Origin of the sequence: Roseovarius faecimaris (assembly GCF_009762325.1) — a bacterium.
GTDB lineage: Bacteria > Pseudomonadota > Alphaproteobacteria > Rhodobacterales > Rhodobacteraceae > Roseovarius > Roseovarius faecimaris.
Window position 1 is genome coordinate 1,988,424 of record NZ_CP034348.1, and the last position, 24,134, is coordinate 2,012,557.

Here is a 24,134-nt window from a genome sequence, read left to right on the forward strand (position 1 = left end):
CCAGCGCATGGACGCCGCCCGCATGACCGCGCAGAAGGATTCCTCCAAAGCGGCGCCGGGGCGCACCATCATTTCGATTGACGCCATGGGTGGCGATGAAGGGCCGGCAACCGTTGTTGCCGGTCTCTCGCGTGCCGCCCACAAGCTTCATGATATCGGGTTCATCCTGCATGGCCCCCGCGAGGAGCTGGAAAAGCTTGTCGCCAAACGCAGGAACCTCGCGGGTATCTGCGAGATCAGGGATGCGCAGGATGTCGTCACGATGGAGGACAAACCCTCCCATGTGATGCGCAATGGCAAGAACACGTCTATGTGGTCGGCGCTCGAATCGGTGCGCAATGGCGAGGCGACGGTCTGCGTCTCCTGCGGCAACACCGGCGCGCTGATGCTTCTGAGCGTGGTCCGCCTGCGCAAGCTCGACGGCGTTTACCGCCCGGCGATTGCCGTGCTCTGGCCCTCACGCAACCCGCAGGGCTTCAACGTGATGCTGGATGGCGGGGCCGATATCCGGGCCGATGCCAAGGACCTCATGCAATACGCGCTGATGGGCATCTCTTACGCGCGCAACGGCTTTGGCCTGAAACGCCCGCGCGTCGGCCTGCTCAATGTCGGCACCGAAGAGCACAAGGGCCGCGCCGAGCTGAAAGAAGCCCATGACCTGATCAGCGCCAATGCCCGGCGTGCGGATTTCGAGTTTGTCGGCTTTGTCGAGGGCAAGGACCTGCCCGGTGACCGCTGCGATGTCATCGTCACCGACGGGTTCACCGGCAATGTGGCGCTGAAGACCGGCGAAGGCACCGCCAATCTGATCGGAGAGCTGCTGCGCAAGGCGTTCCGCCACACGATCTGGTCACGCATGGCCTCGCTTCTGGCCTATACCTCCATGCGCCGCCTGAAAGAGCGGATCGACCCGCGCCGCGTCAATGGCGGCGTTTTCCTCGGCCTGAACGGGACGGTGGTCAAATCCCACGGGGCCGCCGATGCCACGGGCGTGTCGGCAGCCGTGAAACTGGCCTATCAGCTTAGCCAGTCGGGCTTCTCCGAAAAACTCGCCGCGCGGGTTGCGTCCGCCGCCATGCTCAGCGATGAAGACGAAAACGAAAGTGAAGCGTCATGAGCGTACGAGCGGTTGTCGAAGGGGTTGGTCATTACCTGCCGGAGCGGGTCGTGCCCAACAGCCATTTCGAGGCCACGCTGGACACATCCGACGAATGGATTCGCACCCGCTCAGGAATCGAGCGCCGTCATTTCGCCGCCGAGGGTCAGACCACCTCGGACCTCGCCATTCGCGCCGCCACCGCAGCACTTGAGAATGCAGGCGTCAATATCTCGGAAATCGACGGGATCGTCGTCGCCACCTCCACGCCAGACCTCACCTTCCCCTCCGTGGGCACGATGGTGCAAAAAGGGCTCGGCATGGAGCGCGGCTTTGCCTTCGACGTGCAGGCGGTCTGTGCGGGCTTCATCTATGCCCTGACCACCGCCAATGCGATGATCCTCGCAGGTCAGGCGCAAAAGCTTCTGGTGATCGGCGCCGAGACCTTCAGCCGGATCATGGACTGGACCGACCGCTCGACCTGCGTGCTGTTCGGCGACGGCGCGGGCGCGCTGGTGCTGGCCGCGCATGAGGGCAAGGGCGACAATTCCGACCGGGGTATCCTGGCCTCGGACATCAATTCGGACGGGCGCTACCGCGACATGCTCTTTGTCGATGGCGGCGTGTCGACCACGGGCCAGTCGGGCAAGCTCCGGATGCAGGGCAACGCGCTTTTCCGGCAGGCGGTGGACAAGCTTGCCGGCACCGCCTTCACCGCGCTGCACAAGATCGGGCTCAAGGACGAGGACGTGGACTGGATCGTTCCGCACCAGGCCAATATCCGCATCATTTCGGGCACGGCCAAGAAAATGGGCATCCCGATGGACCGCGTGATCGTGACCGTCCAGGACCACGGCAATACCTCCGCCGCATCCATCCCTCTGGCCCTTTCAGTGGGGGTGCAGACCGGCAAAATCAAACGCGGCGATCTACTCTTGTCCGAGGCCATCGGCGGCGGTTTGGCCTGGGGGGCGGTGGTTCTGCGCTGGTAATGCGCGAAAAACCCCCGATTTCATACCTCTAAACGGCATTTCTCAACCTAGCTGCGTTGACTCGCAAAATCCTTACGTCCTAATGTTTGGTCAGAGATCAGGGGGATGCGATGAGCGACAAGACTTTGACACGAATGGATCTGAGCGAAGCGGTGTTCCGCGAAGTGGGCCTGTCGCGCAATGACAGCGCGCATCTGGTGGAAAGCGTTCTGACCTATATGTCCGACGCGCTGGTGGCTGGCGAGCAGGTGAAAATCTCGTCATTCGGCACCTTCTCGGTGCGCGACAAATCCGCCCGCGTGGGCCGCAACCCCAAGACCGGCGAAGAGGTTCCGATCAACCCGCGCCGTGTGCTGACCTTCCGGCCCTCCCACCTGATGAAAGACCGCGTCGCCTCGGGCAACAAGCGCTAAGGAGGCGCGCCGATGGCCAAATCAGCCGACGCCTTCCGCACCATCAGCGAAGTGGCCGAATGGCTGGAGACGCCCGCGCATGTCCTGCGTTTCTGGGAAAGCAAATTCAGTCAGGTCAAGCCTGTGAAACGCGCAGGCGGGCGACGCTATTATCGTCCCGCGGACATGCAGCTTCTGGGGGGAATCAAGCGGCTTCTGCACGAAGACGGCATGACCATCAAAGGTGTGCAGAAGATTTTGCGCGAAAACGGCGTCAAACATGTGGCGAACCTGTCGCAGCCGCTGGACGAAGTGACCGAGATCGAAGCCAGTGAAATGGCCGTGGATGTCGCCCCGATCGATGTCCCCCCAAGCACCGCCGAGGTGGTCAGCTTCCGAAGCGAAGAGGCGAAACCGGTCAAGACCCCGGCAAAGCCCGCCCCCCCGGCCGAGCCCGAAGTGACCGCCGCCCCTGCGCCCGAGCCTGAAACGGCGGCAGAACCCGACACAGCCGACACCGACGAGGTCAGCCCCTCCGAGCCGCCGGCGGCAGAACCCGCGAGCCCGCCGGTCATGCCCAGCTTTCTGCAACGGCACAAGGAGGCGGCCGCACAGACAGAAAGCGCAGCAGAGGCCACGCAGGACGCCCCCGCCCCCGAGCCGCCCGCGATCACCGCCCCCGACATTCCCGAAGACCCGGGCGATGACACCCCCGCCGAGCCCGGACCGCTCAGCACCCTGGCCTTGCTTGACGGCTCGGTCGACCCTGACGCCCTCGCGCGGATGCAAGAGCTGACCGAACAGCTTGGCTCGGGCCCAGGGTGAGGTCGAAAAGTTGCCCCAAGCCCCTTGCCCCCGCTCAGAAAAGCGGTATGTAGGCGCTATCGTCGGGCTATGGCGCAGCCTGGTAGCGCGTCCGTCTGGGGGACGGAAGGTCGCAGGTTCAAGTCCTGCTAGCCCGACCATATCAAAAACCGCCCGCCCGGGCTCTCGGGCGGGCGTTTTGCGTAAGAGGACAGGCATATGACCAGCGGCGTCTTATCCGACCGTCAGATCCGGGATATGATCGCCCAAGGCGGGATCGGGGCCGCCTCGCCCATCCTCAATGACCAGATACAGCCTGCCTCGCTCGATCTGCGCCTGGGCGATGTGGCGCATCGCGTGCGCGCCTCCTTCCTGCCCGGGAAATCCTCCACCGTCTCCGAACGGCTCGGGGATCTGACCATGCACGAGGTGCCGCTCACCGGCGGCGCCGTGCTGGAAAAGGGCTGTGTCTATGTCGTGCCGCTCATGGAACGTCTGCATCTGCCCAAAGGCATGACCGGGGCCGCCAGCGCCAAAAGCTCCATCGGCCGGGTGGACCTGATGACACGGATCATCACCGACCAGGGTATCGAGTTCGACCGCATCCCCGAAGCCTATGACGGCCCGCTTTATGCCGAGCTTTGCCCGCAAAGCTTCTCGGTCGTGGTACAGCCGGGGCAATTGCTCACCCAGGTGATTTTCCGGCAGGGTAAGACGATGCTCAGCGACGCCGAGCTTCTGGACGTGCATCGCACAACGCCGATTGTTTCGGGCACGCCGGTCATCTCCGAGGGTCTGAGCTTCTCGGTCGATCTGAAACCGGCCAAGGGCGATCTGGTGGGCTACCGCGCCAAGCGGCACACGGGCGTGGTCGACCTCAGCAAGCTCAACCATTACGACCCGGCGGACTACTGGGAAGAGGTACGCACCAGCGACGGGCGCATCATCCTCGACCCCGGTGCCTTCTACATCCTCGTCAGCCGCGAGGCGATTGCCATCCCCCCCAATTGCGCCGCCGAAATGGCCCCGTATCTGGCCATGGTCGGTGAATTCCGCGTGCATTACGCAGGCTTCTTCGACCCCGGCTTCGGCTATGACGCCGCGGGCGGGTCCGGCTCTCGCGGGGTACTCGAAGTGCGCTGCCACGAGGCGCCTTTCGTGCTGGAGCACGGGCAGGTCGTGGGGCGGCTGGTCTATGAGCGCATGGCGGAAGTGCCGCAACAGCTCTATGGCGCGGATATCAAGTCAAACTATCAGGGTCAGGGGCTCAAGCTTAGCAAGCATTTCAAGTCCGGCTAAACGCACCTCCGAACCGGGCCGCACAACGCCCAAAGGCCCCGGATCATGTCCGGGGCGCGTTTCAACCCAGTGCTTTGGGGAATGCCGTCAGGCCTGGTTCTGATTGTCGCCCGTGGACTTGCGCGCCGACATGGGCAGATCGTTGCCCTTCGCCATGCGCTTGTTCACCGCGTTAAAGCCCGCATCCACACCGCCGCGCACCACACGGCGCATGATCTGGCGGATCACCATATTGATAAGCTGATTGGCGTTCATTGCGCCCTCCATGTCCTGCTCTGACGCAGAAGATAACCACCAATCATGGAAATTTTAGGGCAAGGACCGCTTTAATCCTCAAAAAGCTCGTTCTGGCCTTCGTCTGTCTCTTCCTCGGCATCCACATCGCCCTCGCCCAGTTGCGGCATGGAGCCCGGCGGCGGGCGGTTTTCCAGCAGGCCAGCGGCGCGCAATTCCTTGAGCCCGGGCAGATCGCGGGCGTTCTCCAGCCCGAAATGATCCAGAAACCCCTGCGTCACCACGAAAGTCACCGGACGGCCCGGTGTCATGCGGCGGCGACCAAAGCGGATCCACTCCATCTCCAGAAGCTGATCGACCGTGCCCCGGCTGACGCTCACGCCACGGATTTCCTCGATCTCCGCGCGCGTGACCGGCTGATGATAGGCAATGATTGCCAGCGTCTCGATCGCCGCCCGGCTCAGCTTGCGCGTCTCGACCGTCTCGCGCTGCATCAGAAAGCCCAGATCGGGCGCAGTGCGGATGGCCCAGGCATCCCCCACGCGCACCACCTGCACGCCGCGCCCCTCATAACGTTTGCGCAGATAGACAAGCGCCTCCGCCGGGTCGCTGCCATGCGGCATCCGCGCTTCCAACTCGCGCACCGTGACCGGCTCGGCGGTGGCAAACAGGATCGCCTCCACCATCCGCTCCTGCTCGGCCATGGGCGGCGCCTCGAACAGGCTTTCTTCTTTTTGGTCAATCTCTTCCGACATACTCTTAATCCTTCCGCCGCAATTCAAGCGGCGCGAATGTCTCGGCCTGGCGCAGCTCCACCTTGCCCTCTTTCGCCAGCTCCAGCGAAGCGGCAAAGGTCGAGGCCGTGGCGCTGCGCCGACGCGCCGGATCAGTGGTGAACCCGTCCGGCAGATAGGTGGAAATATCCGTCCATGTCCCCGCAAAGCCGATCAGCCCGCGCATCCGCTCCAGCGCCTGCTCCAGCGTGAAAACGGAATCGCGGTCCATCACATAGGGGCGGAACTCGTCCTTTGTGCGGATGCGTGCATAGCCCTGCATCAGGTCCAGCAGCGTCGCGGTATAGGTGATCTTGCGCACCTGGGTGACATCCTCGGGGATGCCGCGCGCAAAGAAGTCGCGCCCCAGCTGATCGCGCGCCATCAGTTTGGCCGCCACATCGCGCATCGCCTGCAACCGCTCAAGCTGAAAGGCCAGATGCGCCGCCAGTTCCTCGCCCGATGGGCCCTCTTCCGTCGGGTCGGGCGGCAACAACAGGCGCGATTTCAGGAACGCCAGCCAGGCCGCCATCACCAGGTAATCGGCGGCCAGCTCAATCCGCAGCTGTTTGGCCTTTTCCACGAAGGCCAGATATTGCTGAGCGAGTTGCAGCACCGAGATCTTGCGCAGATCCACCTTCTGCGTGCGCCCCAGCGTCAGAAGCAGGTCCAATGGCCCTTCAAAACCGTCCACATCGACAATGAGCGCCTCGGCGGCCATCCGCTCGGCGACGCTTTCGATCCGCCCGATCTGATCAAAATCCTCGTCCGACATTATCCCGGCCCGTTCATGACGGCGGACAGCTTGGCCTCCAGCGCGGCAATGTCAACCTCGTCAGGGGCTTTGCGGGCCGCCAGTGCCCGCTCGGCCCGGGCCTGGGCCGCGTCTGTCATTTCTCCCGACGCCTCGGCCACGGCCACGCGCTCGGCAAAGGTGCCGTTGCAATGCAGGACCACGTCACAGCCCGCGGCGAGAGACGCGCGGGCGTTGTCCTCGAGCGACCCGCGCAACGCCTTCATCGAGATATCGTCGGTCATGATCAGCCCGTCAAAGCCGATATCCTCGCGGATCATCTGCATCACCTTGGGCGAGAGCGTCGCGGGAGCATCGTCAAGCTGGCTGTAGACCAGATGCGCCGTCATCCCCAGTGGCAGATCGTTCAGGGCGCGGAACGGGGCAAAATCGGTGTCCAGAAGCTCTTCGGGCTCGGCATCCACCACCGGCAGGTCGAGGTGGCTATCGACCACCGCCCGCCCGTGGCCGGGGATATGCTTGAGCACCGGCAACACCCCGCCATCGAGATGTGCATCCGCCACGGCACGACCGATTCCGGCCACCGCCTGCGCCTCGGTCCCATAGCAGCGGTTGCGCAGAAACGGATGCGTGTCCGGTCCGGCCACATCCACCAGCGGCGCGCAATTGCTGTCAATGCCGATGCTGCGCAACTCATGCGCGATGATCCGGTAACGCCAGTACATCGCGTCCTCGGGCCGGTCCGTTGCCTCCACCTGCTCCAGCGGCGGCAGCCATTCGCGCCAGAGCGGCGCGCGCAGGCGCTGCACCCGGCCGCCTTCCTGATCGATGGTGATCGGCGCCTCGCGCCCCACCGCCTCGCGCAGGTCACCGCAAAGGGCGCGCACCTGATCCGGCGTGTCGATATTGCGGGCAAAAAGGATAAACCCGAACGGGTTCACATCGCGAAAAAGCGCCCGCTCATCCGAGCGCAGCCTCAACTCGTCCGCATCCAGGATCGTGGCCCCGTATCGGCTCATCGCACGCCCGCCACGCGCTTGAGGATCATCGCGTAACCACCGGAATGCATTCAGCCTTTTCAGCCACCAGCGCGGAACAGAACCGGCGCGCGTCGCTCAGGTCGGCAAAGCCCATGGCGCGCAGTCGATAGAAGGTCCGCCCGCCGCTCTGCGCCTTTTGCACCACGCGCTGCTTGCCTTCGAGATACTCGGCAAAGCGCCCGTTCAGCCGGTCCCATTCGGCGCGCGCCACCTCGGCGCTGTCATAGGCCCCTAGCTGCGCCAGCCGTGTTCCGACCGGAATCGTCTCCGGGTCCACGTCAAGCACCCGCGCCACGGCGGCGGCAATCGCCTCGGACGGCGCCGAGGTGTTGAGCGTCGCAGGCCGCAACACCGGGCGCAAAGAGCGTTTCAGCCCGCCCTTGACCTCGGGCAGCTCTACCGGGGCCGTGGCAGCCGCTTCTTCGATCACGTCAACGCGCGGCTCAATGGCGGCGGTCACTTCACTCAGGGGCTCAACCCCGTCCGCAAGCTGCGCCGCCAACGCCTCAAGCGCGGCAAGCTGCACCGTCTCTTCGTCTTCCGTATCCGCGGCAATGGCCGCCGCGCTGCGGGTCTGCGCCGCACCAGCCGGTTCATCGGCAAGGGCCGCCTTTGCCAGCACGGCGTCCTCCTCGGTGATATCGAGCGGGGCCGGAGCCAGAACAAGCCGGTCCGCCGGAGCCGCTGCCGTGCCTTCCGCGGCGACGTCGTTTACGCTCAACCCCTGGTTCTGGGCCTGCATCCCGCCGGGATCTTCGGGTTGCACCCGCATCGGCCCTTCGGCGGCGCGCACCACAGGCACCCCGCTGACATCGCGCATGATCAGCTTGTATCCCCACACTCCAACCCCCACGAGCAGCGCCAGCGATACCGCCGCACCAACAAGATTGGTTGCTGTGCCAAGAGATGATTTCTGCCCGGATGCAGCCAATGGCCGCGTGTCATGCATATCGCCCATGTCTCGCCTCTTTCTCACCGGCGATACATGGCCGCCGGGGATGTCCTTCTGCCTCAGCCCCGGCGTTACGTGCGATAATCAGCGCATCTCTTCTTTCGGAGCCACGCCCAGAATACCAAGACCAGCAGAAATAACAACGGTTACGGCACGCGCGAGGGCGATTTTCGCCTGTGAGGCGTGCACATCCTCTTCATCCAGAAAGCGCAGCCCGGGCTGATCATTGCCCTTGTTCCACAGGCTGTGCAGCTCACTGGCCAGATCGTAGAGGTAGAAGGCCACCCGGTGCGGCTCGTTCGTGCGCCCGGCGATCTCGACCAGGCGGGGCCATTCGGCGATCTTCCTGGCCACCGAAATCTGGCCCTCATCGGTCAGCGCGCTCAGATCGACGGACGCAAGCGTGGCGTCATCCACGTCAATCCCCGCCTCGGCCGCCTTGCGCAGCACCGAATGCACCCGGGCATTGGCATATTGCACGTAAAAGACCGGGTTATCCTTGGACTGCTCCAGCACCTTGTCGAAGTCGAAATCGAGCGGCGCGTCGTTCTTGCGGGTCAGCATGTGGAAGCGGGTCACATCCGGGCCCACCTCGTCCACCACATCGCGCAGGGTCACGAAGGTGCCCGCGCGTTTGGACATCTTGAACGGCTCGCCATTCTTGTAGAGTTTCACAAGCTGCGTCAGCTTGATATCCAGCGGCACCTTGCCATCGCTCAGCGCCGAGACGGCCGCCTTCATCCGCTTCACATAGCCGCCGTGATCCGCGCCAAACACATCAATAAGGGCGTCGAACCCTCTGGAAACCTTATCATAATGATAGGCGATGTCTGGCGCGAAATAGGTCCAGCTGCCGTCGGATTTCTTCACCGGACGGTCCACATCGTCGCCATGGGCGGTGGAGCGGAACAGGGTCTGCTCGCGCGGTTCCCAATCCTCGGGCGTCTTGCCCTTGGGCGGCTCCAGCACGCCCTCATAGATCAGACCCTTGGCCTCCAGATCAGCAAGCGCCGCCTCGATCCGGCCCGTGCCATAAAGCGACTTCTCCGAATAGAAACTGTCCATCTCGACGCCAAGCGCGCCCAGATCGGCCTTGATCAGCATCATCATGGCGTCGGTCGCATAATCGCGCACCTCTTCCAGCCAGACGCTTTCGGGCTGGCCGACATAGGCGTCGCCCACCTTGTCCTTCAGCGCCTCGCCCACGGCAATCAGGTAATCGCCCGGATAAGTGCCATCCTCAAAAGCGACCTCCTGCCCATGCGCCTCCAGATAACGCAGGTAGACCGACCGTGCGAGCACATCGACCTGCGCGCCGCCATCGTTGATGTAATATTCGCGGGTCACGTCATAGCCCACGAAATCCAGCAGGCTCGCCAGCGCATCGCCAAAGACGGCCCCGCGCGTGTGACCCACATGCAAGGGACCGGTGGGGTTGGCCGAAACATATTCGACATTCACCCGCGCCCCCTGCCCCATATCGGAGCGGCCAAAATCCGCCCCCTCCGCGAGGGCCGCGCGCAGCACCTCGTGCCAGAGGCTTGGGGCAAGCCGCAGGTTCAGAAAGCCGGGGCCCGCCACATCCGCCGCCTCGATCCGCGTATCGGTGATCAGTTTGCCTGCCAGCGCCTCGGCAATGTCGCGCGGCTTCAGGCCCGCGGGCTTGGCGAGCACCATCGCGGCGTTGGTTGCCATATCGCCATGGGCCGCATCGCGCGGCGGCTCCACCGTGACATTGGCAAAGTCCAGCCCCTCGGGCAGCGCGCCCTCCGCCTGCATCGCGGCCAGCGCGTCAATCACCAGAGTGCGGATATCGGTAAACAGATTCATCGCATGTCCTCAAACGTCCTTGAGCGTGCGGTTTATCACCCCTCCGGCAGAGGTCAATCACCGCTCTGCGCACAGCCCGAAAAGTCAGGCCCCGCCGTGTTCCCCGGCCCCGCCCGGTCCGCCAAAGATCCGGGCATGGGCCTGCAACGCATAGCGGTCCGTCATCCCGGCGATATAGTCCGACACCAGCCGCGCCAGCGCCAGATCGTCCTGCGCCCCGGCCACATCCGCCCGCCATTGCCCGGGCAATGACTCGGGGTGGGCCATGTAATGCGGAAACAGCGCCTCCACCACCCGTGTCACCCGCTCGCGCATCTCCACCACCGATGGCGCACGGTACATCCGGGTGAACAGGAAGGCCCGGATCACCTTGAGATCCGCCCACAGCCCGGCCGAGAACCGGATCACCGGCTGACCCAGATGCCGCACCTCCTCCACGCTTTGCGGGCGCAGCGCGTCGAGCGTGGCGCGTGACGTGGTGATCACATCCTCGACCATGACCCCGAATACCCGCCTCAGCGCCTCATGCCGCCGCCGCGACGCATCCAGCCCCGGATACCGCCCATCGACCCGCTCGAACGCTGCGCCGATGATCGGCAAGGCGCTCAGATCCGCCTCGGAAAACAGCCCTGCGCGCAGCCCGTCATGCAGATCGTGATTGGTATAGGCGATGTCATCCGACAGCGCGGCCACCTGCGCCTCCGCGCTGGCATAGGTGTCCAGCTCCAGATCGTGCCGCGCGTTGTAGTCGGCCAGCGCATAAGGCAGATCGCCCGTCACCGGGCCATTATGCTTGGCAATCCCTTCCAGCGTGTCCCAGGTCAGGTTCAGCCCGTCGAACTCTGCATAATGCCGCTCCAGCGCGGTCACGATCCGCACCGCCTGCGCATTATGATCAAACCCGCCATAGGGCTGCATCAGCGCATCCAGCGCATCCTCGCCCGTATGGCCAAAGGGCGTATGGCCCAGATCATGCGCCAGAGCCACCGCTTCGGTCAGCTCGCCATTGAGCCCCAGCGCGCCCGCGATCGTCCGCGCCACCTGCGCCACCTCGATCGAATGCGTCAGCCGTGTGCGGAAATAGTCGCCCTCATGCTCCACGAAAACCTGCGTCTTGTGCTTGAGCCGCCGGAACGCGCTGGAATGAATGATCCGGTCCCGGTCGCGCTGAAAGCAGGAGCGGAACGCGCTTTCCTCCTCCGCCACGAGCCGCCCGCGCGCGCGGCGCGGGTCAAGCGCATAGAGTGCCTGCATTTCCTCGCGCCTCATCCTTGTCGCCTTGTCCCGGCTTTCATATATTGCAATTCGAGACACAGTTAAACCGCCGCAAACGAGGCCAAAGATGAACCTGCCCCCGAAAGTCACCGACCGTGCTTTTGAGCAACTCGCCGCCATCGGTGCGGGCAATCAGGGCCAGGCACTGCGTGTGGCCGTCGAAGGCGGCGGGTGTTCGGGCTTTCAGTACGAGATCAAGCTGGATGAACCGGCCGAGGATGACCTGATCCTGGAAGGTAGCGGCGAGAAAGTCGTCGTCGACGCGGTCTCCCTGCCATTCCTTGCCGGGGCCACCATCGACTATACACAGGAACTCATCGGCGCACGGTTCGTGATCGACAATCCGAACGCCTCCAGTTCCTGCGGCTGCGGCACATCCTTTTCGATGTAACTTGCATGCCCCCGCTCCCTGCGCGATAGAGAAACCGCGGGAGGGGCCACCATGAAAATCGCCAGTTTCAACATCAACGGCATCAAGGCGCGGATAGGCGCGCTTTCGGATTGGCTCGACGAGGCGCAGCCTGATGTGGCGGTGTTGCAGGAGATCAAGTCGATCGACGAAAACTTCCCCCGCGAGATCTTCGAAGACAAGGGCTATGTGGTTGAAACCCATGGTCAAAAAAGCTTCAACGGCGTAGCGATCCTGTCGAAACATCCGCTGGAGGACGTGACCCGCGGCCTGCCCGGCGATGACGAGGACGAACAGGCCCGCTGGATCGAAGCCACCGTGATGGGCGACACCACCGCCTGCCGTATCTGCGGCCTCTACCTGCCCAATGGCAACCCGGCGCCCGGGCCGAAATATGACTACAAGCTCGCCTGGATGGAGCGGCTCCATGCCCGCGCCCGGGACCTGCTGGCCAGCGAAGAACCGGCCCTGATGGCCGGTGACTATAACATCATCCCCCAGGACGAGGACGCCAAACGCCCCGAGGCCTGGACCGAGGATGCGCTTGCCCGCCCCGAAAGCCGCGCCGCGTTCCGCCGGATCGTCAACCTGGGCTTCACCGACGCCTTCCGCGCGCGCCATCAGGGGCCGGGGCATTATTCCTTCTGGGATTATCAGGCAGGAGCCTGGAATCGCGATGACGGCATCCGCATCGACCATTTTCTGCTCACTCCGCAGACCGCCGATCTGATGAACGATTGCCAGATCGACAAGGCGGTGCGCGGCCGCGAAAAACCCTCGGATCACGTACCGATCTGGGTCGACCTTTCCCTTTAAGAGCACCTTGGAAAATGTTCATTTTCCAGCCTAAATTCTGATCCAGAATTTAGCCCCGCGTCACGTCGTGGTTATAAAGCCAGTCGAACTTGCGCAAGATCTGCATCGGCGCCAGCATCCCGCCCAGCCGCAGCGCCGTATGTGCCGCAAACCGCAGCGGCGGAAAGGCCAGGTGATATTTCCACGCATTGCCATTGGCCGCCTCGATCACCCGGCAGGCCCGCATTCTGCGCCGGGACTGATAGGCCTCCAGCCCCTCGGCCACCGTGCCGGACCGCTCCAGCGCATCCGCCAGAACCCAGGCATCCTCCAGCGCCAGGTTGGCCCCCTGCGCCAGAAACGGCAGCGTCGGATGTGCCGCATCACCCAGAATCGCCACCCCGTCCGAATGCCACAGCGGCGCCACCTCATGCCGGGAAAGCCCCCAGAGATTCACCTCATTCACCCGCTCCAGCACCGCGCGCAGTTCGGGCGCAAACCCGGCAAAGCTTTCGCGCAGACTGTCCGGATCATCCTTCTGGCTCCAGCTTTCCTCCACCCAGGCGTCGCGTTCCTCCACGGCCACCACATTCAGGATCGACCCATCGCGCAGCGGATAGACCACCGCATGCCGGTGGGGGCCCATATAGACCCGCACCTCTTCCGGCTGGTTGCCGAAATTGGGCACGATCGCGCGCCATGCGACCTGCCCGGTAAAGAATGGCTCTTGCGTCGGGCAAAGCGCCGGGCGCACGCGGCTGTGCAGCCCGTCCGCCCCGACGATCAGATCGGCGTGCCGCTCATCGCCATTGGCCAGCCGCACGCACGCCCGGTCGCCTGCATCCACCTCTTTCACCTTCTGCAAAAGGCGGATCTTCACCCCGGCCGCCCGCGCCCCTTCGGCCAGTATGTCAATCAGATCGGCCCGGTGAACAAAGAGAAACCCGTCGCCGCCCTGCTGTGTCAGGTCCAGCCGCAGCACCTCGGATTTGCGGTAATCCCGCAGCGATACCGCCCGCGCCCGCACCGACCGCGCGGCCACCTGCTCGCTCAGGCCCAACGCGCGCAGCACGGCAAACCCATTGGGGCTGATCTGCAGGCCCGCGCCCACCTCGGTGATCGCTTCGGCCTGTTCCAGCAGGGTCACATCGGCCCCGCGCAGCGCCAGCGCCCGCGCCGCCGCCAGCCCGCCGATCCCGGCGCCGATCACAAGAATGGACATGTCCCGTACCATTCCCCAGTGATGAAACGAAAAACGCCGGAGCGGAAGCCCCGGCGTCATGAAATCGTGTCACTCAGGCGGCGATCAATCGTCGCGGTGGACCTTTTCGCGGCGCTCGTGGCGCTCCTGGGCCTCCAGGCTCATCGTCGCGATCGGGCGCGCATCCAGCCGTTTCAGGCTGATCGGCTCTCCGGTCACTTCGCAGTAACCATATTCGCCTTCGTCGATCCGGCGCAGCGCCGCGTCGATCTTGGCCACCAGTTTGCGCTGACGGTCCCGGGTGCGCAGCTCCAGCGCGCGGTCGGTCTCTTCGCTTGCGCGGTCGGCCACATCGGGAATGGCCCGCGTGCCGTCCTGCAGCCCCTCGATCGTGTCGCGGCTGCCTTCGATCAGTTCGTTTTTCCAATTGATCAGCTTGCGGCGAAAATACTCAAGCTGGCGTTCGTTCATAAATGGTTCGTCTTCTGCCGGCTGATAATCATCAGGCAGGAATAGTTCGACTTTCATGTCCGCTCCCTCTTCAAGGGTTGCGTTTGCCATGACCTTCTCCTCAGACATCTGGCACGCCCCTGGCGCTTCAACTACACCCGCATCAGACGATTGTCACTAGGCAATCACGCAGCATTGATGTGTTTTCTTTGAGACGGTAGGGTGCGCCCGATCCGAGAGCGACCTGCATCAAAAACAGAGTGAAAAAATATGAAATTCCAAGGCACTGACACCTATGTTGCCACCGATGATCTGAAGATCGCCGTGAACGCGGCGGTCACGCTGGAGCGTCCGCTCTTGGTGAAGGGAGAGCCCGGCACCGGCAAAACCGAGCTTGCCCGGCAGGTCGCCGATGCGCTGGGGCTGCCGATGCTGGAATGGAACATCAAATCCACCACCAAGGCGCAGCAGGGGCTTTATGAATATGACGCCGTCTCGCGCCTACGCGACAGCCAGCTGGGCGACGAACGGGTGCATGATGTGCGCAACTACATCAAGAAAGGCAAACTCTGGCAGGCCTTCGAGGCGGAACAAAAGATCGTGCTTCTGATCGACGAGATCGACAAGGCCGATATCGAGTTTCCCAACGACCTTCTGCAAGAGCTCGACAAGATGGAGTTCCATGTCTACGAAACCGGCGAGACCGTGCGCGCCGCGCACCGCCCGATCGTCATCATCACCTCGAATAACGAAAAAGAGCTGCCCGACGCCTTCCTGCGGCGCTGCTTTTTTCACTATATCCGCTTCCCCGACATGGAGACGATGCGCCAGATCGTCGAGGTGCATCACCCGGGCCTGAAAGAGCAGCTTCTGACCACCGCTCTCACCCAGTTCTACGAGATCCGCGACCAGGCCGGCCTGAAGAAAAAACCGTCGACCTCCGAAGTGCTCGACTGGCTCAAGCTGATCCTGGCCGAAGACCTCACCGCCGAGGATCTGCGCCGCGACGGGGCCGATGCCCTGCCCAGGCTGCACGGGGCGCTTTTGAAGAACGAGCAGGATGTGCATCTGTTCGAGCGGCTGGCTTTCATGGCGCGCCGCCAGCGATAGCGCGCCATACGGGACCGTCGGTGTTACATCAACGACTCAGTCCAGCCCTTTGTTATTGCGAACGTAAATGGAACATGAAGGCCGATTCGCCACAAAAGCGAATCGGCCACATTTTTGCCTTATTTCATCCTTAACGCCGACAGGATGAGCGTTGAAACTCCTCCCGATCCTGTTTGGGAGACCGGCCCGGTTTTTGCCGATCGCCCCATTGTGACAGGACACCGCCCCTGCGCCCGACCGGTGCCGGAGTTTTTGGTGGGACATGAGTTTTCGGGGGCCCGATGCGCAAAGTAATACTACCGATCTGCCTTATGCTTGGCGCCTGCGTTGCAGGTGGACCCGCAGAGCAGTCCACCCGGACCGCCACGCAGACCGCCAATATCCTGCCTGTGATGAAGGCGTTTTCCGCCCCGCGCCCGGTGCCGCCCTCGCGGTCCAACCGCGACATTCACCGCGATTTCATGGAGCTCGTCTTTCAGCTCGAATCCGGGCGCGCGCTGACCACTTTCACCCGGTTCGAAGGCCCGATCACCGTCCGCGTGACGGGCAATCCGCCGCCCAATCTTGGCCCTGACCTGAACCGCCTGATGCACCGGTTGCGCACCGAGGCCGGGATCGAGATAGACCGCATATCGGGCCCCTATGCCAATATCACCATCCAGGCCGTCAGCCGTGCCGATATCCGGCGCCACCTGCCCAAGGCCGCCTGTTTCGTGGTGCCCAATATCTCGGACCTGTCCGAATATCGCATGGCCAAGCGCGGCCGCACCACCAACTGGAGCAGCCTCAAGAAACGCGAAAAACTCGCGATTTTCCTGCCCAACGATGCCAGCCCGCAAGAGGTACGCGATTGCCTGCACGAAGAGCTGGCCCAGGCGATTGGCCCGCTCAATGACCTCTACCGCCTGCCCGATTCCGTTTTCAACGACGACAACGTGCACACCGTCCTGACCGGTTTCGACATGCTGATCCTGCGCGCCTATTACGCGCCCGAATTGCATAACGGCATGACCCGCGGTCAGGTGGCCGCGCGCCTGCCCGCCATTCTCACCCGCCTGAACCCCGCAGGCGATCAGGTCGCCCCGCGCCACCTGCCCCCCACACCGCGCGCCTGGATCAGGGCCGTGCAAACCGCTCTCGGGCCGGGCGCCCGTCCGGCGCAGCGCCGTGCCGCGGCGAACGAGGCCGTGAAAATCGCCCAGGCGATGGGCTGGACCGATCACCGCCGCGCCTTCAGCCATTTTGCCCTTGGCCGTCTCAGCCAGGGCTCGGACCCGGCGCTGGCCCGTGCCCATTTCGGGCTGGCCGACAAATTCTATCGTCAGACCCCCGGCACCGCGCTGCACCAGGCCTATGCCGCCTCGCATCTGGCGGCCCACGCCATCAGCCGCGGCCAGGGTGAAGAGGCGCTGGCCCGCATCGCCCCGCATATCGCCACCGCCGAACGGCACGAGAACGCCGCCCTTCTCGCCACGCTTCTGATGCTGCGCGCCGAGGCGCTCGACCTCACCGGCCGCGTCTCCGAAGCACAGGCAGTACGTATGGACAGTCTGGGCTGGGCGCGTTACGGGTTCGGGGCGGATTGGGCGGTGCGCGCGAAGCTGCGCGAAATCTCATCGCTCTCCCCGCTCAAAGGACCAAACGGGTGAGCTATGATCGTTCTATTTGGGGCACTTCTGGGCGCTGTCACCGGCGGCCTTATCGCCCGTCGCCGCAAGGGCAAAACCGCTGACATCCTGCAATATGCCTTTGTTTATGCGCTGATCTTCGCGCTGGCGGGCCTGTTCGTGACGCTGATGATTCACCGCGCCTCGGTGTAACGCGATGTTCCTGCCCTTTTTCGAAAGCCTTCGGAAAACCGGCGTGCCCGTGAGCTTGCGCGAATACCTCACCTTTCTTGAGGCGATGAGCGCGGGCCTCGTGACCTATGATATCGAGGGGTTCTACTACCTCGCCCGCTCCGCCATGGTCAAAGACGAGCGTATGATCGACCGGTTCGACCGCGCCTTTGCCGAGGCCTTCAAGGGGCTGGAAAGCATCAGCGCCGATCAGGTGCTGGAGGCGGTCGATCTGCCCCGCGAATGGCTGGAAAAGATGGCCGAAAAGCACCTCACCCCCGAGGAGAAAGCCGAGATCGAGGCGCTTGGCGGGTTTGACAAGCTGATGGAGACGCTCAAAGAGCGCCTGAAAGAACAGCAAGGCCGCCATCAGGGCGGCAACAAGTGGATCGGCACGGCGGGCACCTCGCCTTTCGGGGCCTATGGCTACAACCCCGAAGGCGTGCGCATCGGACAGGACAAATCCCGCCACCAGCGCGCCGTGAAGGTCTGGGACAAGCGCGAGTTCCGCAATCTCGACGACACGGTCGAGCTGGGCACGCGCAACATCAAGGTGGCGCTGAAACGCCTGCGCCAATGGGCGCGCACCGGCGCCGAGGAAGAGCTTGACCTCGACGGTACGATCCGCGCCACGGCCGAGCATGGATACCTTGACGTGCAGACGCGCCCTGAGCGGCACAATGCCGTGAAGGTGGTGATGTTCCTCGACGCCGGCGGCTCGATGGACCCGCATGTCAAAGTGGTCGAAGAGCTGTTTTCAGCCGCGCGGTCCGAGTTCAAACATCTCGAATATTACTATTTCCACAACTGCCTTTACGAAGGTGTGTGGCGCGACAACCGCCGCCGCTGGAACGAGGTGACGCCGACCTGGGAGGTGTTCAACACCTACGGGCCGGATTACAAATGCATCTTCGTGGGCGACGCCAGCATGTCGCCTTATGAAATCGCCTATCCCGGCGGCGCCAATGAGCACTGGAACGAAGAGGCGGGCCATGTCTGGCTTCAGCGTGCGCGCGCGAACTGGCCCGCGCATCTATGGATCAATCCGATCCCCGAAAGCCATTGGGGCTACACCCAGTCAATCGGCATGATCCATGAAATATTCGAGGGCCAGATGGTCCCGATGACGCTCGCCGGGTTGGAAAAGGGCATGAAGGCGCTGGTGCGCTAGGTCTTGCACTGTTTGCCTTGCGGCAGTGCGATTTCTGCTTTGCGGTACGAAACTGCCTTTCGCTGCGGCTGCTACAATGTCAGCTCACCATGGCTCAACCGACAAACGGTTCAAAGCCGCATGGACATTTCGTGCCAAATCATTCCTCCATGATCAGAGGTTGATGGATGAAGATAGCTGTAGCCAAATTTCCGATAAAGCGGGACGTGATGCTCTTTGCACATTAGGTAAATCGCGGATTTGCCCATATTTCTCATGCGGTCGACGAATTCAGTCATCAATGCCCGCGATAGGCCTGTCCCCTGTTGCGCAGGATCTACGACGACAGACATGATGACGACATTTGGTGCATCGGGGTCATGCCCCACAAGCTCTTTAAACTCCTCATCAGACATTTCGACTTAATGGGCACATCCGCAATTGATAAAGCTTACGATCTCGCCTTGTTCCTCAAGAATGAGGAAACCATCGGGATAGACTTCGATCCTTTTGGATATCTTTTCGAGGGTTGCTGCTTCGTCGCCTTCATAGGCAGCAATTTCAATCTCAAAGCATCGCTGTGCGTCGGATTGTCGGGCATTTCGGAACTTGCTCATGCACTTACACTATTCGGGTTGGGTCAAGTTGCATAGCCACCATTGGTTGGGCTCGCAGCATTCGGCACTTTGGGCTCAAAGCGGCCGTTCAGCACCTTCGCCGTCAGCCGCCTGCCCGTCCGCCGCTTCCACCATCAGATGGTAGAGATGCCAGGACGCATGCCCCAGCAACGGAAGCACCAGAAAAAGCCCCACAAAGGCCGGGATCAGCGCCAGGAAGGTCACCACGGCCACAAAGACCGCCCAGGCCAGCATCGGGCCGGGATTGGCCGTGACGGTCTGAAAACTGGTGATCATCGCGGTCACGAAATCCACCTCCCGGTCCAGCAGAAGCGGCAGGCCGATGACGGTGATCATGTAGATGAGCAGCGCGAAAAGCCCGCCCACGACCGTGCCCACCGCAAGCATGCTCAGCCCCTCTGTGGTGGTATAGACCTCCAGCGAACTGGACACATTGGTCATGGTCGACAGCCCCAGAAACAGCGCAAAGATCATATGCGCCAAAAAGAACCAAAACAGGAACACCATGATGATGATCGCACACATGGATGGCAACTGGCGGCGCGACTGATACAGCACCACCCCCAGGATCCCGTTCCATTCCAGCGGCCAGCCCATCTGCAACCGGTGGCTCACCTCGTAAAGCCCCACCGCCGCGAACGGCCCGATCAGGGGAAAGCCGACGGCCGCAAAGACCAGCCAGTAACTTTCGCCCGTCACCCAGGTGATCCACAGCATGATCCAGCCGAGCATCACATAAACCGCCGAAAACAGGATCGCATAGCCCGGCGCGCGGCGCATGTCTGCCCAGCCGCGCCGGAGCGCTTCACCCAGCATCGGCATCTCAATCGCACCCATTGCGGGCACCCCAAGCTCTCGTGCGCGTGGTTCCTTCATCGCCTCCCTCCATGTCCCTCGGGCCAAGCCTAGCGCCGGGGCAATGGAGCGAAAAGATTTATTTTGGAATCAGTTGATTGGCGGTGGCCGACGCGTGGGCCAATGGGTTCTGCGATGATAGGCCTCGGCCAACTCCAGCAAACGCTTATCACCGCCGTGCCGCCCGATCAGCTGTATCCCCATAGGCAGGCCAGCCGCACCAAACCCCGCGGGCATCGCCACCGCAGGCAGCCCGATCAGGCTCACCGGAATCACCAGTTCCATCCAGCGGTGATAGGTGTCCATCGCCACTCCCGCCACCTCGCGCGGCCATGTCTGCTCGACAGGAAATGGCCAGACCTGCGCCGTGGGCAGTGCCAGCGCGTCATAACTCTCGAACAGCTCCGCCGCGCGGCGATACCACTCCGAACGGATCGTGCTGGCCTGATTGACATCCATCGCGGACAGGGCCTGTCCGGTTTCCGCCTCCCACAGCGCCTCGGGCTTCAACTGCCCGCGGGTCTGCTGGTTGGCCATGAGCGGCTCCAGCCCGACCGCGTTGGACCAGGCCCTGAGCGTGACCCAGGCCTCCCAAAGCGCGTCGCGCGAGAAGGGCGGCGCCAGCTCTTCCACAACCGCCCCCTGCTCTTCCAGCGCCTCCAGCGCGCTTCGACACAGGGGAAGAATGCCGCCCTCATAGGGCAGCGCCCCGCCCCAGTCGCCCAGCCATCCGATGCGGCAGCCCTGCGCGCGCGGTGCGATCTCTCCCATCGCCTCATAGGGCATCGGGTTGGGCACCCCCGCGACCGGCCCGCTCATCACATCAAGCTGCAACGCCAGGTCAGCCGGGCAGCGCGCCATCGGGCCGTTGGTGGAAAGCTGATGCAGAAACATCTCGCCCTCCGGCTCCGGCGGCACCCGCCCCCAACTTGGCCGCATGCCATAGACATTGCACCAGCCTGCCGGATTGCGCAGAGACCCCATCATGTCCGACCCGTCCGCGATACTCAGCATACCGGTGCTCAGCGCCACCGCCGCCCCGCCCGACGAACCGCCACAGGTCACCGAGGGGTCATAGGGGTTGAGGGTGGTGCCATGCACCGGGTTATAGGTGTGCGACCCCAGACCGAATTCCGGCGTGTTGGTCTTGCCGATGATGATCGCCCCCGCCGCGCGCAACCGCGCCACATGCAGGCTGTCGGCCTCCGCGAGCCGACCCGCAAAGGCCGGAGAGCCCTGCGAGGTCGGCAATCCCCTCGCATCGGCCAGATCCTTGATGGCAATCGGCAGGCCGTGCAGCGGGCCGGACGGGTCCATCGCGTCCGCCGCCCGCGCCTCGGCCAGTAGCGCCTCGGCCTCGCGCAGCGAGACAATCGCATTCACTCGCGGGTTCACCGCCGCGATCCGCTCCAGCGTGGCCTGCATCAGCGCCTCCGCGCTCAGCCCGCCCCTGGCAATTCCCGCCGCCTGCTCCACGGCACTCAAACTCAGAATATCGCTCATACCCGCAGCATGACCTCAGCGCGCGGGCCGGATCAAGCCTGAAGATCAACGCCCGGCTCTTCCCCTGCGCCGGTACCGGCCTGTCCGCTGCATTTACCTGTCAGGCTCGGACCAGTCCGACGCAGGAACGCCGCGCCGCTGTAGCCGAAGGGCCAGCCCCAAGGCGACACCGCACCCGATCGCCACGGTGAGATCGGTCAGAACGGTAAGGACAAGCGTGAGCAGCAACAGGCCAGTGTCCGATCTGCGCTGCGTCAGGTACTCCCTCCACTTGTCAGGCTCGCTCATGTTCCATGCGGTCAGGATCAGCAGCCCCGCAAGGGCTGGCATCGCCATATATCCGACGAGGTTTGAGGCAAACAGCATCACCAGCAGGATCGTCACCGCGTGAACCAGCCCCGCAACAGGGGTCTTGCCGCCTGCCCGGATATTCGTGGCCGTGCGCGCAATGGCCCCGGTGGCCGGCATCCCCCCGAACAGCGCCGACCCGACATTGGCCGCCCCCTGTGCCAGCAACTCCGCATTGGGACGATGCTGTCCCTTGATCATGCTGTCGGCCACCATCGCCGACAGAAGCGATTCAACTCCCGCCAGAAAGGCGATGATCAGCGCCGAAGGCAGCAAGCTGACCATCCGCTCGAAACTGATCTGAGGCATTTCGGGCCAAGGCAGAGTGGCGGGCAACGCCCCAAACCGCGACTGGATCGTCGCCACATCCAGACCCGCCAGAGCCACCCCTCCCGAGGTAAGCGCCATCGCAACAATCAGCCCCGGCCATTTCGGCGCCACCCGGCGAAACAGCACGATCAGCACCATCGTCGCCAGACCTGTCAGCGCCGACTCCGCCGAGACCATATCTCGCGCCGCCCACAGCGCCCCGATCTTTGCCACAAACTCGGCCGGCACCTCGTCGAGCGGGATCCCCAGCATGTCCTTCAACTGGCTGGTGGCGATGATCACCGCAATCCCGATGGTGAAGCCGTTGACGACGGGGTGCGGCACCAGAGCGATCAGCCGGCCCGCCCTGAAATACCCGGCCACGAGCAGGATCAGACCGGCCATGAACGTGGCGATGATCAGCCCGTCATAGCCATGCTCCGCGATCACCCCGAAGACGACGACGATAAACGCCCCGGTCGGCCCGCCGATCTGCACCCGGCTGCCCCCCAGCAACGAAATCAGGAAGCCCCCGACAATCGCCGTCACCAGCCCCTTGGCAGGGTCGGCCCCCGAGGCAATCGCAATCGCAAGGCTGAGCGGCAGCGCGACCATCGCCACCGTCATCCCCGCCACCAAATCCTGATATAGCAGCGATCTGGAATAGCCGGCCATCGTTGTGATGATCTTGGGTTTCATGGCCGCAGGCTAGGAGTAATCCATCGTCCTGTCATGCCCGATGATCATCTTAGGATGCGACAATTCCGCATCTTACATGCGGGCGGGCGTGCGGCAGGGTGCGCTAGTCCTCGCCCTGCGCCTCGGCACGGGATTTGCCCGACACGTTCATCGCCAGCGTGGCGGCCATGAACTGGTCCAGATCACCATCGAGCACACCCTTGGTGTCCGACGTCTCCACATTGGTGCGCAGATCCTTGACCATCTGGTAGGGCTGCAACACGTACGACCTGATCTGGTTGCCCCAGCCCGCATCGCCCTTGGCCTCATGCGCTTCGTTGATCGCCTCGTTGCGCTTGTCCAGCTCCAGCTGATAGAGCCGCGATTTCAGCGCCTTCATGGCGATATCCCGGTTCTGGTGCTGCGATTTCTCCGAGGAGGTCACGACGATCCCGGTCGGGTGGTGGGTGATCCGCACGGCGGAATCGGTGGTGTTGACGTGCTGGCCGCCCGCACCGGATGACCGATAGGTGTCGATGCGGATATCGGCCGGGTTCACCTCGATCTCGATATCGTCATCCACCACCGGATAAACCCAGACCGAGCAGAAGGACGTGTGCCGCTTGGCGGCTGAATCAAACGGGCTGATCCGCACCAGCCGGTGCACGCCGCTTTCGGATTTGAGCCAGCCATAGGCATTATGGCCGCTGATCTTGTAGGCCGCGGATTTGATCCCGGCCTCGTCGCCCGCACTTTCCGATTGCAGCTCCACGGTATAGCCGCGCTTCTCGGCCCAGCGGACATACATACGCGCCAGCATGCTCGCCCAGTCGCAGCTTTCGGTGCCGCCGGCACCTGCGTTGATCTCAAGGAAGGTGTCATTGGCATCCGCCTCGCCATCCAGCAGCGCCTCCAGCTCCTTCGCGGCGGCCCTTTTGGCCAGCGCCTTCAGCGCGTTCTCGGCATCGGTGACAACCTCCTTGTCATCCTCCATCTCGCCAAGCTCGATCAGCTCGCTATTGTCGCTCAGCTCCTGCTGAATGCTGTTATGCGTCTCCAGCGCATCGACCAGCGACTGCCGGTCGCGCATCAGCTTCTGCGCCTTGGCCGGGTCGTCCCACAGCGTCGGATCTTCCACCCGCGCGTTGAACTCCTCCAGCCGGTGCTGCGCCGTCTCCCAGCCCATGCGCTGGCGCAACAGCTCCAGCGAGTTTTCGATCTCCCCCACAAGGGTCTGAATTTCGGCGCGCATTGCGGTGATCCTTGGTCTGCTCAGACCCGCGTGATAGCGCAGGCGCACAGAGCCGGCAAGATGGGTTCACACCCGGCGCGCATCCGCAGGGCGGGGTTTTACCCCCCGCGCCGCCTCATGTCGCAGACATGCTAGACGCGCGCGCCCCGCCCTCCCT

General features: G+C 63.4%; 26 protein-coding genes and 1 tRNA gene. 12 read left to right on the forward strand and 15 right to left on the reverse strand.

Annotation, left to right across the window (positions count from 1 at the left end; genetic code table 11):
• Nucleotides 1-22: 22 nt before the first annotated feature.
• The 6 genes from plsX to EI983_RS10265 all read left to right on the forward strand — a co-directional run bounded on the left by plsX (nucleotide 23) and on the right by EI983_RS10265 (nucleotide 4,583).
• Nucleotides 23-1,117, forward strand: coding sequence for a phosphate acyltransferase PlsX (gene plsX / locus EI983_RS10240; RefSeq protein WP_157709053.1), 1,095 nt, complete (start codon nucleotides 23-25; stop codon nucleotides 1,115-1,117).
• Complete coding sequence (locus tag EI983_RS10245; RefSeq protein WP_157707308.1) at nucleotides 1,114-2,088, forward strand: beta-ketoacyl-ACP synthase III; 975 nt, start codon at nucleotides 1,114-1,116, stop codon at nucleotides 2,086-2,088. Before plsX ends, EI983_RS10245 begins: the two co-directional genes overlap by 4 nt.
• Nucleotides 2,089-2,198: 110 nt before the next feature.
• Nucleotides 2,199-2,501, forward strand: a complete 303-nt coding sequence (gene ihfA / locus EI983_RS10250) for an integration host factor subunit alpha (protein ID WP_157707309.1) — start codon at nucleotides 2,199-2,201, stop codon at nucleotides 2,499-2,501.
• A gap of 12 nt (nucleotides 2,502-2,513) precedes the next feature.
• On the forward strand, nucleotides 2,514-3,305 hold the full coding sequence (locus EI983_RS10255) for a MerR family transcriptional regulator (RefSeq protein WP_157707310.1): 792 nt from the start codon (nucleotides 2,514-2,516) through the stop codon (nucleotides 3,303-3,305).
• A 63-nt stretch (nucleotides 3,306-3,368) separates the two neighbouring features.
• Nucleotides 3,369-3,445: transfer RNA gene (locus EI983_RS10260), tRNA-Pro, on the forward strand.
• Nucleotides 3,446-3,503: 58 nt separating this feature from the next.
• On the forward strand, nucleotides 3,504-4,583 hold the full coding sequence (locus EI983_RS10265) for a 2'-deoxycytidine 5'-triphosphate deaminase (RefSeq protein WP_157707311.1): 1,080 nt from the start codon (nucleotides 3,504-3,506) through the stop codon (nucleotides 4,581-4,583).
• Nucleotides 4,584-4,670: 87 nt separating this feature from the next.
• Here EI983_RS10265 and EI983_RS10270 read toward each other — a convergent pair whose 3' ends face one another.
• From EI983_RS10270 to EI983_RS10300, 7 genes are all read right to left on the reverse strand, one after another.
• The gene (locus EI983_RS10270) at nucleotides 4,671-4,838 is read right to left on the reverse strand and encodes a hypothetical protein (protein ID WP_157707312.1); all 168 of its coding nucleotides are present in this window, start codon (nucleotides 4,836-4,838) and stop codon (nucleotides 4,671-4,673) included.
• Nucleotides 4,839-4,909: 71 nt separating this feature from the next.
• A complete protein-coding gene (gene scpB / locus EI983_RS10275; protein ID WP_157707313.1) occupies nucleotides 4,910-5,572 on the reverse strand; it encodes an SMC-Scp complex subunit ScpB in 663 nt (220 codons plus the stop codon).
• Nucleotides 5,573-5,576: 4 nt separating this feature from the next.
• On the reverse strand, nucleotides 5,577-6,365 hold the full coding sequence (locus EI983_RS10280; protein ID WP_157707314.1) for a segregation and condensation protein A: 789 nt from the start codon (nucleotides 6,363-6,365) through the stop codon (nucleotides 5,577-5,579).
• Nucleotides 6,365-7,363 carry a beta-N-acetylhexosaminidase gene (nagZ, locus tag EI983_RS10285; protein WP_157707315.1) on the reverse strand — a complete coding sequence of 333 codons (999 nt, stop codon included), beginning with the start codon at nucleotides 7,361-7,363 and terminating at the stop codon, nucleotides 6,365-6,367. Before nagZ ends, EI983_RS10280 begins: the two co-directional genes overlap by 1 nt.
• A 25-nt stretch (nucleotides 7,364-7,388) precedes the next feature.
• The gene (locus EI983_RS10290) at nucleotides 7,389-8,342 is read right to left on the reverse strand and encodes an SPOR domain-containing protein (RefSeq protein ID WP_157707316.1); all 954 of its coding nucleotides are present in this window, start codon (nucleotides 8,340-8,342) and stop codon (nucleotides 7,389-7,391) included.
• 78 nt (nucleotides 8,343-8,420) lie between these two features.
• Nucleotides 8,421-10,166 (reverse strand): arginine--tRNA ligase, encoded by a 1,746-nt coding sequence (argS, locus tag EI983_RS10295; RefSeq protein ID WP_157707317.1) that lies wholly within the window; start codon nucleotides 10,164-10,166, stop codon nucleotides 8,421-8,423.
• Nucleotides 10,167-10,250: 84 nt separating this feature from the next.
• On the reverse strand, nucleotides 10,251-11,420 hold the full coding sequence (locus tag EI983_RS10300; protein WP_157709054.1) for a deoxyguanosinetriphosphate triphosphohydrolase: 1,170 nt from the start codon (nucleotides 11,418-11,420) through the stop codon (nucleotides 10,251-10,253).
• 88 nt (nucleotides 11,421-11,508) lie between these two features.
• Here EI983_RS10300 and EI983_RS10305 point away from each other — a divergent pair, with 88 nt between their 5' ends.
• Both EI983_RS10305 and xth read left to right on the forward strand, forming a co-directional pair.
• Nucleotides 11,509-11,832, forward strand: coding sequence for a HesB/IscA family protein (locus tag EI983_RS10305; protein WP_157707318.1), 324 nt, complete (start codon nucleotides 11,509-11,511; stop codon nucleotides 11,830-11,832).
• A gap of 51 nt (nucleotides 11,833-11,883) precedes the next feature.
• Nucleotides 11,884-12,666 (forward strand): exodeoxyribonuclease III, encoded by a 783-nt coding sequence (gene xth / locus EI983_RS10310; RefSeq protein WP_157707319.1) that lies wholly within the window; start codon nucleotides 11,884-11,886, stop codon nucleotides 12,664-12,666.
• A 49-nt stretch (nucleotides 12,667-12,715) separates the two neighbouring features.
• Here xth and EI983_RS10315 read toward each other — a convergent pair whose 3' ends face one another.
• Complete coding sequence (locus tag EI983_RS10315; RefSeq protein ID WP_246162113.1) at nucleotides 12,716-13,867, reverse strand: FAD-dependent monooxygenase; 1,152 nt, start codon at nucleotides 13,865-13,867, stop codon at nucleotides 12,716-12,718.
• Between the two features lie 84 nt (nucleotides 13,868-13,951).
• Entirely contained in the window at nucleotides 13,952-14,407 is a 456-nt protein-coding gene (gene dksA / locus EI983_RS10320) for an RNA polymerase-binding protein DksA (protein ID WP_157707321.1), read from the reverse strand.
• Nucleotides 14,408-14,566: 159 nt separating this feature from the next.
• On the opposite strand from dksA, the gene EI983_RS10325 reads away from it, so the two are divergent.
• The 4 genes from EI983_RS10325 (at nucleotide 14,567) to EI983_RS10335 (ending at nucleotide 18,415) form a co-directional block, all read left to right on the forward strand.
• Entirely contained in the window at nucleotides 14,567-15,406 is an 840-nt protein-coding gene (locus tag EI983_RS10325) for an AAA family ATPase (protein WP_157707322.1), read from the forward strand.
• 281 nt (nucleotides 15,407-15,687) lie between these two features.
• Nucleotides 15,688-17,055 (forward strand): DUF2927 domain-containing protein, encoded by a 1,368-nt coding sequence (locus EI983_RS10330; protein ID WP_157707323.1) that lies wholly within the window; start codon nucleotides 15,688-15,690, stop codon nucleotides 17,053-17,055.
• A 3-nt stretch (nucleotides 17,056-17,058) separates the two neighbouring features.
• On the forward strand, nucleotides 17,059-17,226 hold the full coding sequence (locus EI983_RS19230; protein ID WP_198389273.1) for a hypothetical protein: 168 nt from the start codon (nucleotides 17,059-17,061) through the stop codon (nucleotides 17,224-17,226).
• 4 nt (nucleotides 17,227-17,230) lie between these two features.
• On the forward strand, nucleotides 17,231-18,415 hold the full coding sequence (locus tag EI983_RS10335; RefSeq protein ID WP_157707324.1) for a vWA domain-containing protein: 1,185 nt from the start codon (nucleotides 17,231-17,233) through the stop codon (nucleotides 18,413-18,415).
• A 110-nt stretch (nucleotides 18,416-18,525) separates the two neighbouring features.
• Here the strand turns inward: EI983_RS10335 and EI983_RS19235 are convergent, their stop codons facing one another.
• The 6 genes from EI983_RS19235 to prfB all read right to left on the reverse strand — a co-directional run bounded on the left by EI983_RS19235 (nucleotide 18,526) and on the right by prfB (nucleotide 23,977).
• Entirely contained in the window at nucleotides 18,526-18,810 is a 285-nt protein-coding gene (locus EI983_RS19235; protein WP_198389274.1) for a GNAT family N-acetyltransferase, read from the reverse strand.
• 6 nt (nucleotides 18,811-18,816) lie between these two features.
• Entirely contained in the window at nucleotides 18,817-19,011 is a 195-nt protein-coding gene (locus tag EI983_RS19240; protein ID WP_198389275.1) for a hypothetical protein, read from the reverse strand.
• A 75-nt stretch (nucleotides 19,012-19,086) separates the two neighbouring features.
• On the reverse strand, nucleotides 19,087-19,908 hold the full coding sequence (locus EI983_RS10345) for a DUF2189 domain-containing protein (RefSeq protein ID WP_157707325.1): 822 nt from the start codon (nucleotides 19,906-19,908) through the stop codon (nucleotides 19,087-19,089).
• Between the two features lie 69 nt (nucleotides 19,909-19,977).
• Nucleotides 19,978-21,390, reverse strand: coding sequence for an amidase (locus EI983_RS10350; protein ID WP_157707326.1), 1,413 nt, complete (start codon nucleotides 21,388-21,390; stop codon nucleotides 19,978-19,980).
• Between the two features lie 93 nt (nucleotides 21,391-21,483).
• Nucleotides 21,484-22,746 carry a SulP family inorganic anion transporter gene (locus EI983_RS10355; RefSeq protein ID WP_157707327.1) on the reverse strand — a complete coding sequence of 421 codons (1,263 nt, stop codon included), beginning with the start codon at nucleotides 22,744-22,746 and terminating at the stop codon, nucleotides 21,484-21,486.
• 103 nt (nucleotides 22,747-22,849) lie between these two features.
• Nucleotides 22,850-23,977 (reverse strand): peptide chain release factor 2, encoded by a 1,128-nt coding sequence (prfB, locus tag EI983_RS10360; protein WP_157707328.1) that lies wholly within the window; start codon nucleotides 23,975-23,977, stop codon nucleotides 22,850-22,852.
• Nucleotides 23,978-24,134 lie beyond the last annotated feature (157 nt).

What these genes read in the sequence shown, in the direction of transcription:
- plsX (WP_157709053.1), top strand. Translation starts at nt 23, where the DNA reads ATGACCGCGCAGAAGGATTCCTCCAAAGCGGCGCCGGGGCGCACCATC.
- EI983_RS10245 (WP_157707308.1), top strand. Translation starts at nt 1,114, where the DNA reads ATGAGCGTACGAGCGGTTGTCGAAGGGGTTGGTCATTACCTGCCGGAG.
- ihfA (WP_157707309.1), top strand. Translation starts at nt 2,199, where the DNA reads ATGAGCGACAAGACTTTGACACGAATGGATCTGAGCGAAGCGGTGTTC.
- EI983_RS10255 (WP_157707310.1), top strand. Translation starts at nt 2,514, where the DNA reads ATGGCCAAATCAGCCGACGCCTTCCGCACCATCAGCGAAGTGGCCGAA.
- EI983_RS10265 (WP_157707311.1), top strand. Translation starts at nt 3,504, where the DNA reads ATGACCAGCGGCGTCTTATCCGACCGTCAGATCCGGGATATGATCGCC.
- EI983_RS10270 (WP_157707312.1), bottom strand. Translation starts at nt 4,838, where the DNA reads ATGAACGCCAATCAGCTTATCAATATGGTGATCCGCCAGATCATGCGC.
- scpB (WP_157707313.1), bottom strand. Translation starts at nt 5,572, where the DNA reads ATGTCGGAAGAGATTGACCAAAAAGAAGAAAGCCTGTTCGAGGCGCCG.
- EI983_RS10280 (WP_157707314.1), bottom strand. Translation starts at nt 6,365, where the DNA reads ATGTCGGACGAGGATTTTGATCAGATCGGGCGGATCGAAAGCGTCGCC.
- nagZ (WP_157707315.1), bottom strand. Translation starts at nt 7,363, where the DNA reads ATGAGCCGATACGGGGCCACGATCCTGGATGCGGACGAGTTGAGGCTG.
- EI983_RS10290 (WP_157707316.1), bottom strand. Translation starts at nt 8,342, where the DNA reads ATGGGCGATATGCATGACACGCGGCCATTGGCTGCATCCGGGCAGAAA.
- argS (WP_157707317.1), bottom strand. Translation starts at nt 10,166, where the DNA reads ATGAATCTGTTTACCGATATCCGCACTCTGGTGATTGACGCGCTGGCC.
- EI983_RS10300 (WP_157709054.1), bottom strand. Translation starts at nt 11,420, where the DNA reads ATGCAGGCACTCTATGCGCTTGACCCGCGCCGCGCGCGCGGGCGGCTC.
- EI983_RS10305 (WP_157707318.1), top strand. Translation starts at nt 11,509, where the DNA reads ATGAACCTGCCCCCGAAAGTCACCGACCGTGCTTTTGAGCAACTCGCC.
- xth (WP_157707319.1), top strand. Translation starts at nt 11,884, where the DNA reads ATGAAAATCGCCAGTTTCAACATCAACGGCATCAAGGCGCGGATAGGC.
- EI983_RS10315 (WP_246162113.1), bottom strand. Translation starts at nt 13,867, where the DNA reads ATGTCCATTCTTGTGATCGGCGCCGGGATCGGCGGGCTGGCGGCGGCG.
- dksA (WP_157707321.1), bottom strand. Translation starts at nt 14,407, where the DNA reads ATGGCAAACGCAACCCTTGAAGAGGGAGCGGACATGAAAGTCGAACTA.
- EI983_RS10325 (WP_157707322.1), top strand. Translation starts at nt 14,567, where the DNA reads ATGAAATTCCAAGGCACTGACACCTATGTTGCCACCGATGATCTGAAG.
- EI983_RS10330 (WP_157707323.1), top strand. Translation starts at nt 15,688, where the DNA reads ATGCGCAAAGTAATACTACCGATCTGCCTTATGCTTGGCGCCTGCGTT.
- EI983_RS19230 (WP_198389273.1), top strand. Translation starts at nt 17,059, where the DNA reads ATGATCGTTCTATTTGGGGCACTTCTGGGCGCTGTCACCGGCGGCCTT.
- EI983_RS10335 (WP_157707324.1), top strand. Translation starts at nt 17,231, where the DNA reads ATGTTCCTGCCCTTTTTCGAAAGCCTTCGGAAAACCGGCGTGCCCGTG.
- EI983_RS19235 (WP_198389274.1), bottom strand. Translation starts at nt 18,810, where the DNA reads ATGTCTGATGAGGAGTTTAAAGAGCTTGTGGGGCATGACCCCGATGCA.
- EI983_RS19240 (WP_198389275.1), bottom strand. Translation starts at nt 19,011, where the DNA reads ATGAGCAAGTTCCGAAATGCCCGACAATCCGACGCACAGCGATGCTTT.
- EI983_RS10345 (WP_157707325.1), bottom strand. Translation starts at nt 19,908, where the DNA reads ATGAAGGAACCACGCGCACGAGAGCTTGGGGTGCCCGCAATGGGTGCG.
- EI983_RS10350 (WP_157707326.1), bottom strand. Translation starts at nt 21,390, where the DNA reads ATGAGCGATATTCTGAGTTTGAGTGCCGTGGAGCAGGCGGCGGGAATT.
- EI983_RS10355 (WP_157707327.1), bottom strand. Translation starts at nt 22,746, where the DNA reads ATGAAACCCAAGATCATCACAACGATGGCCGGCTATTCCAGATCGCTG.
- prfB (WP_157707328.1), bottom strand. Translation starts at nt 23,977, where the DNA reads ATGCGCGCCGAAATTCAGACCCTTGTGGGGGAGATCGAAAACTCGCTG.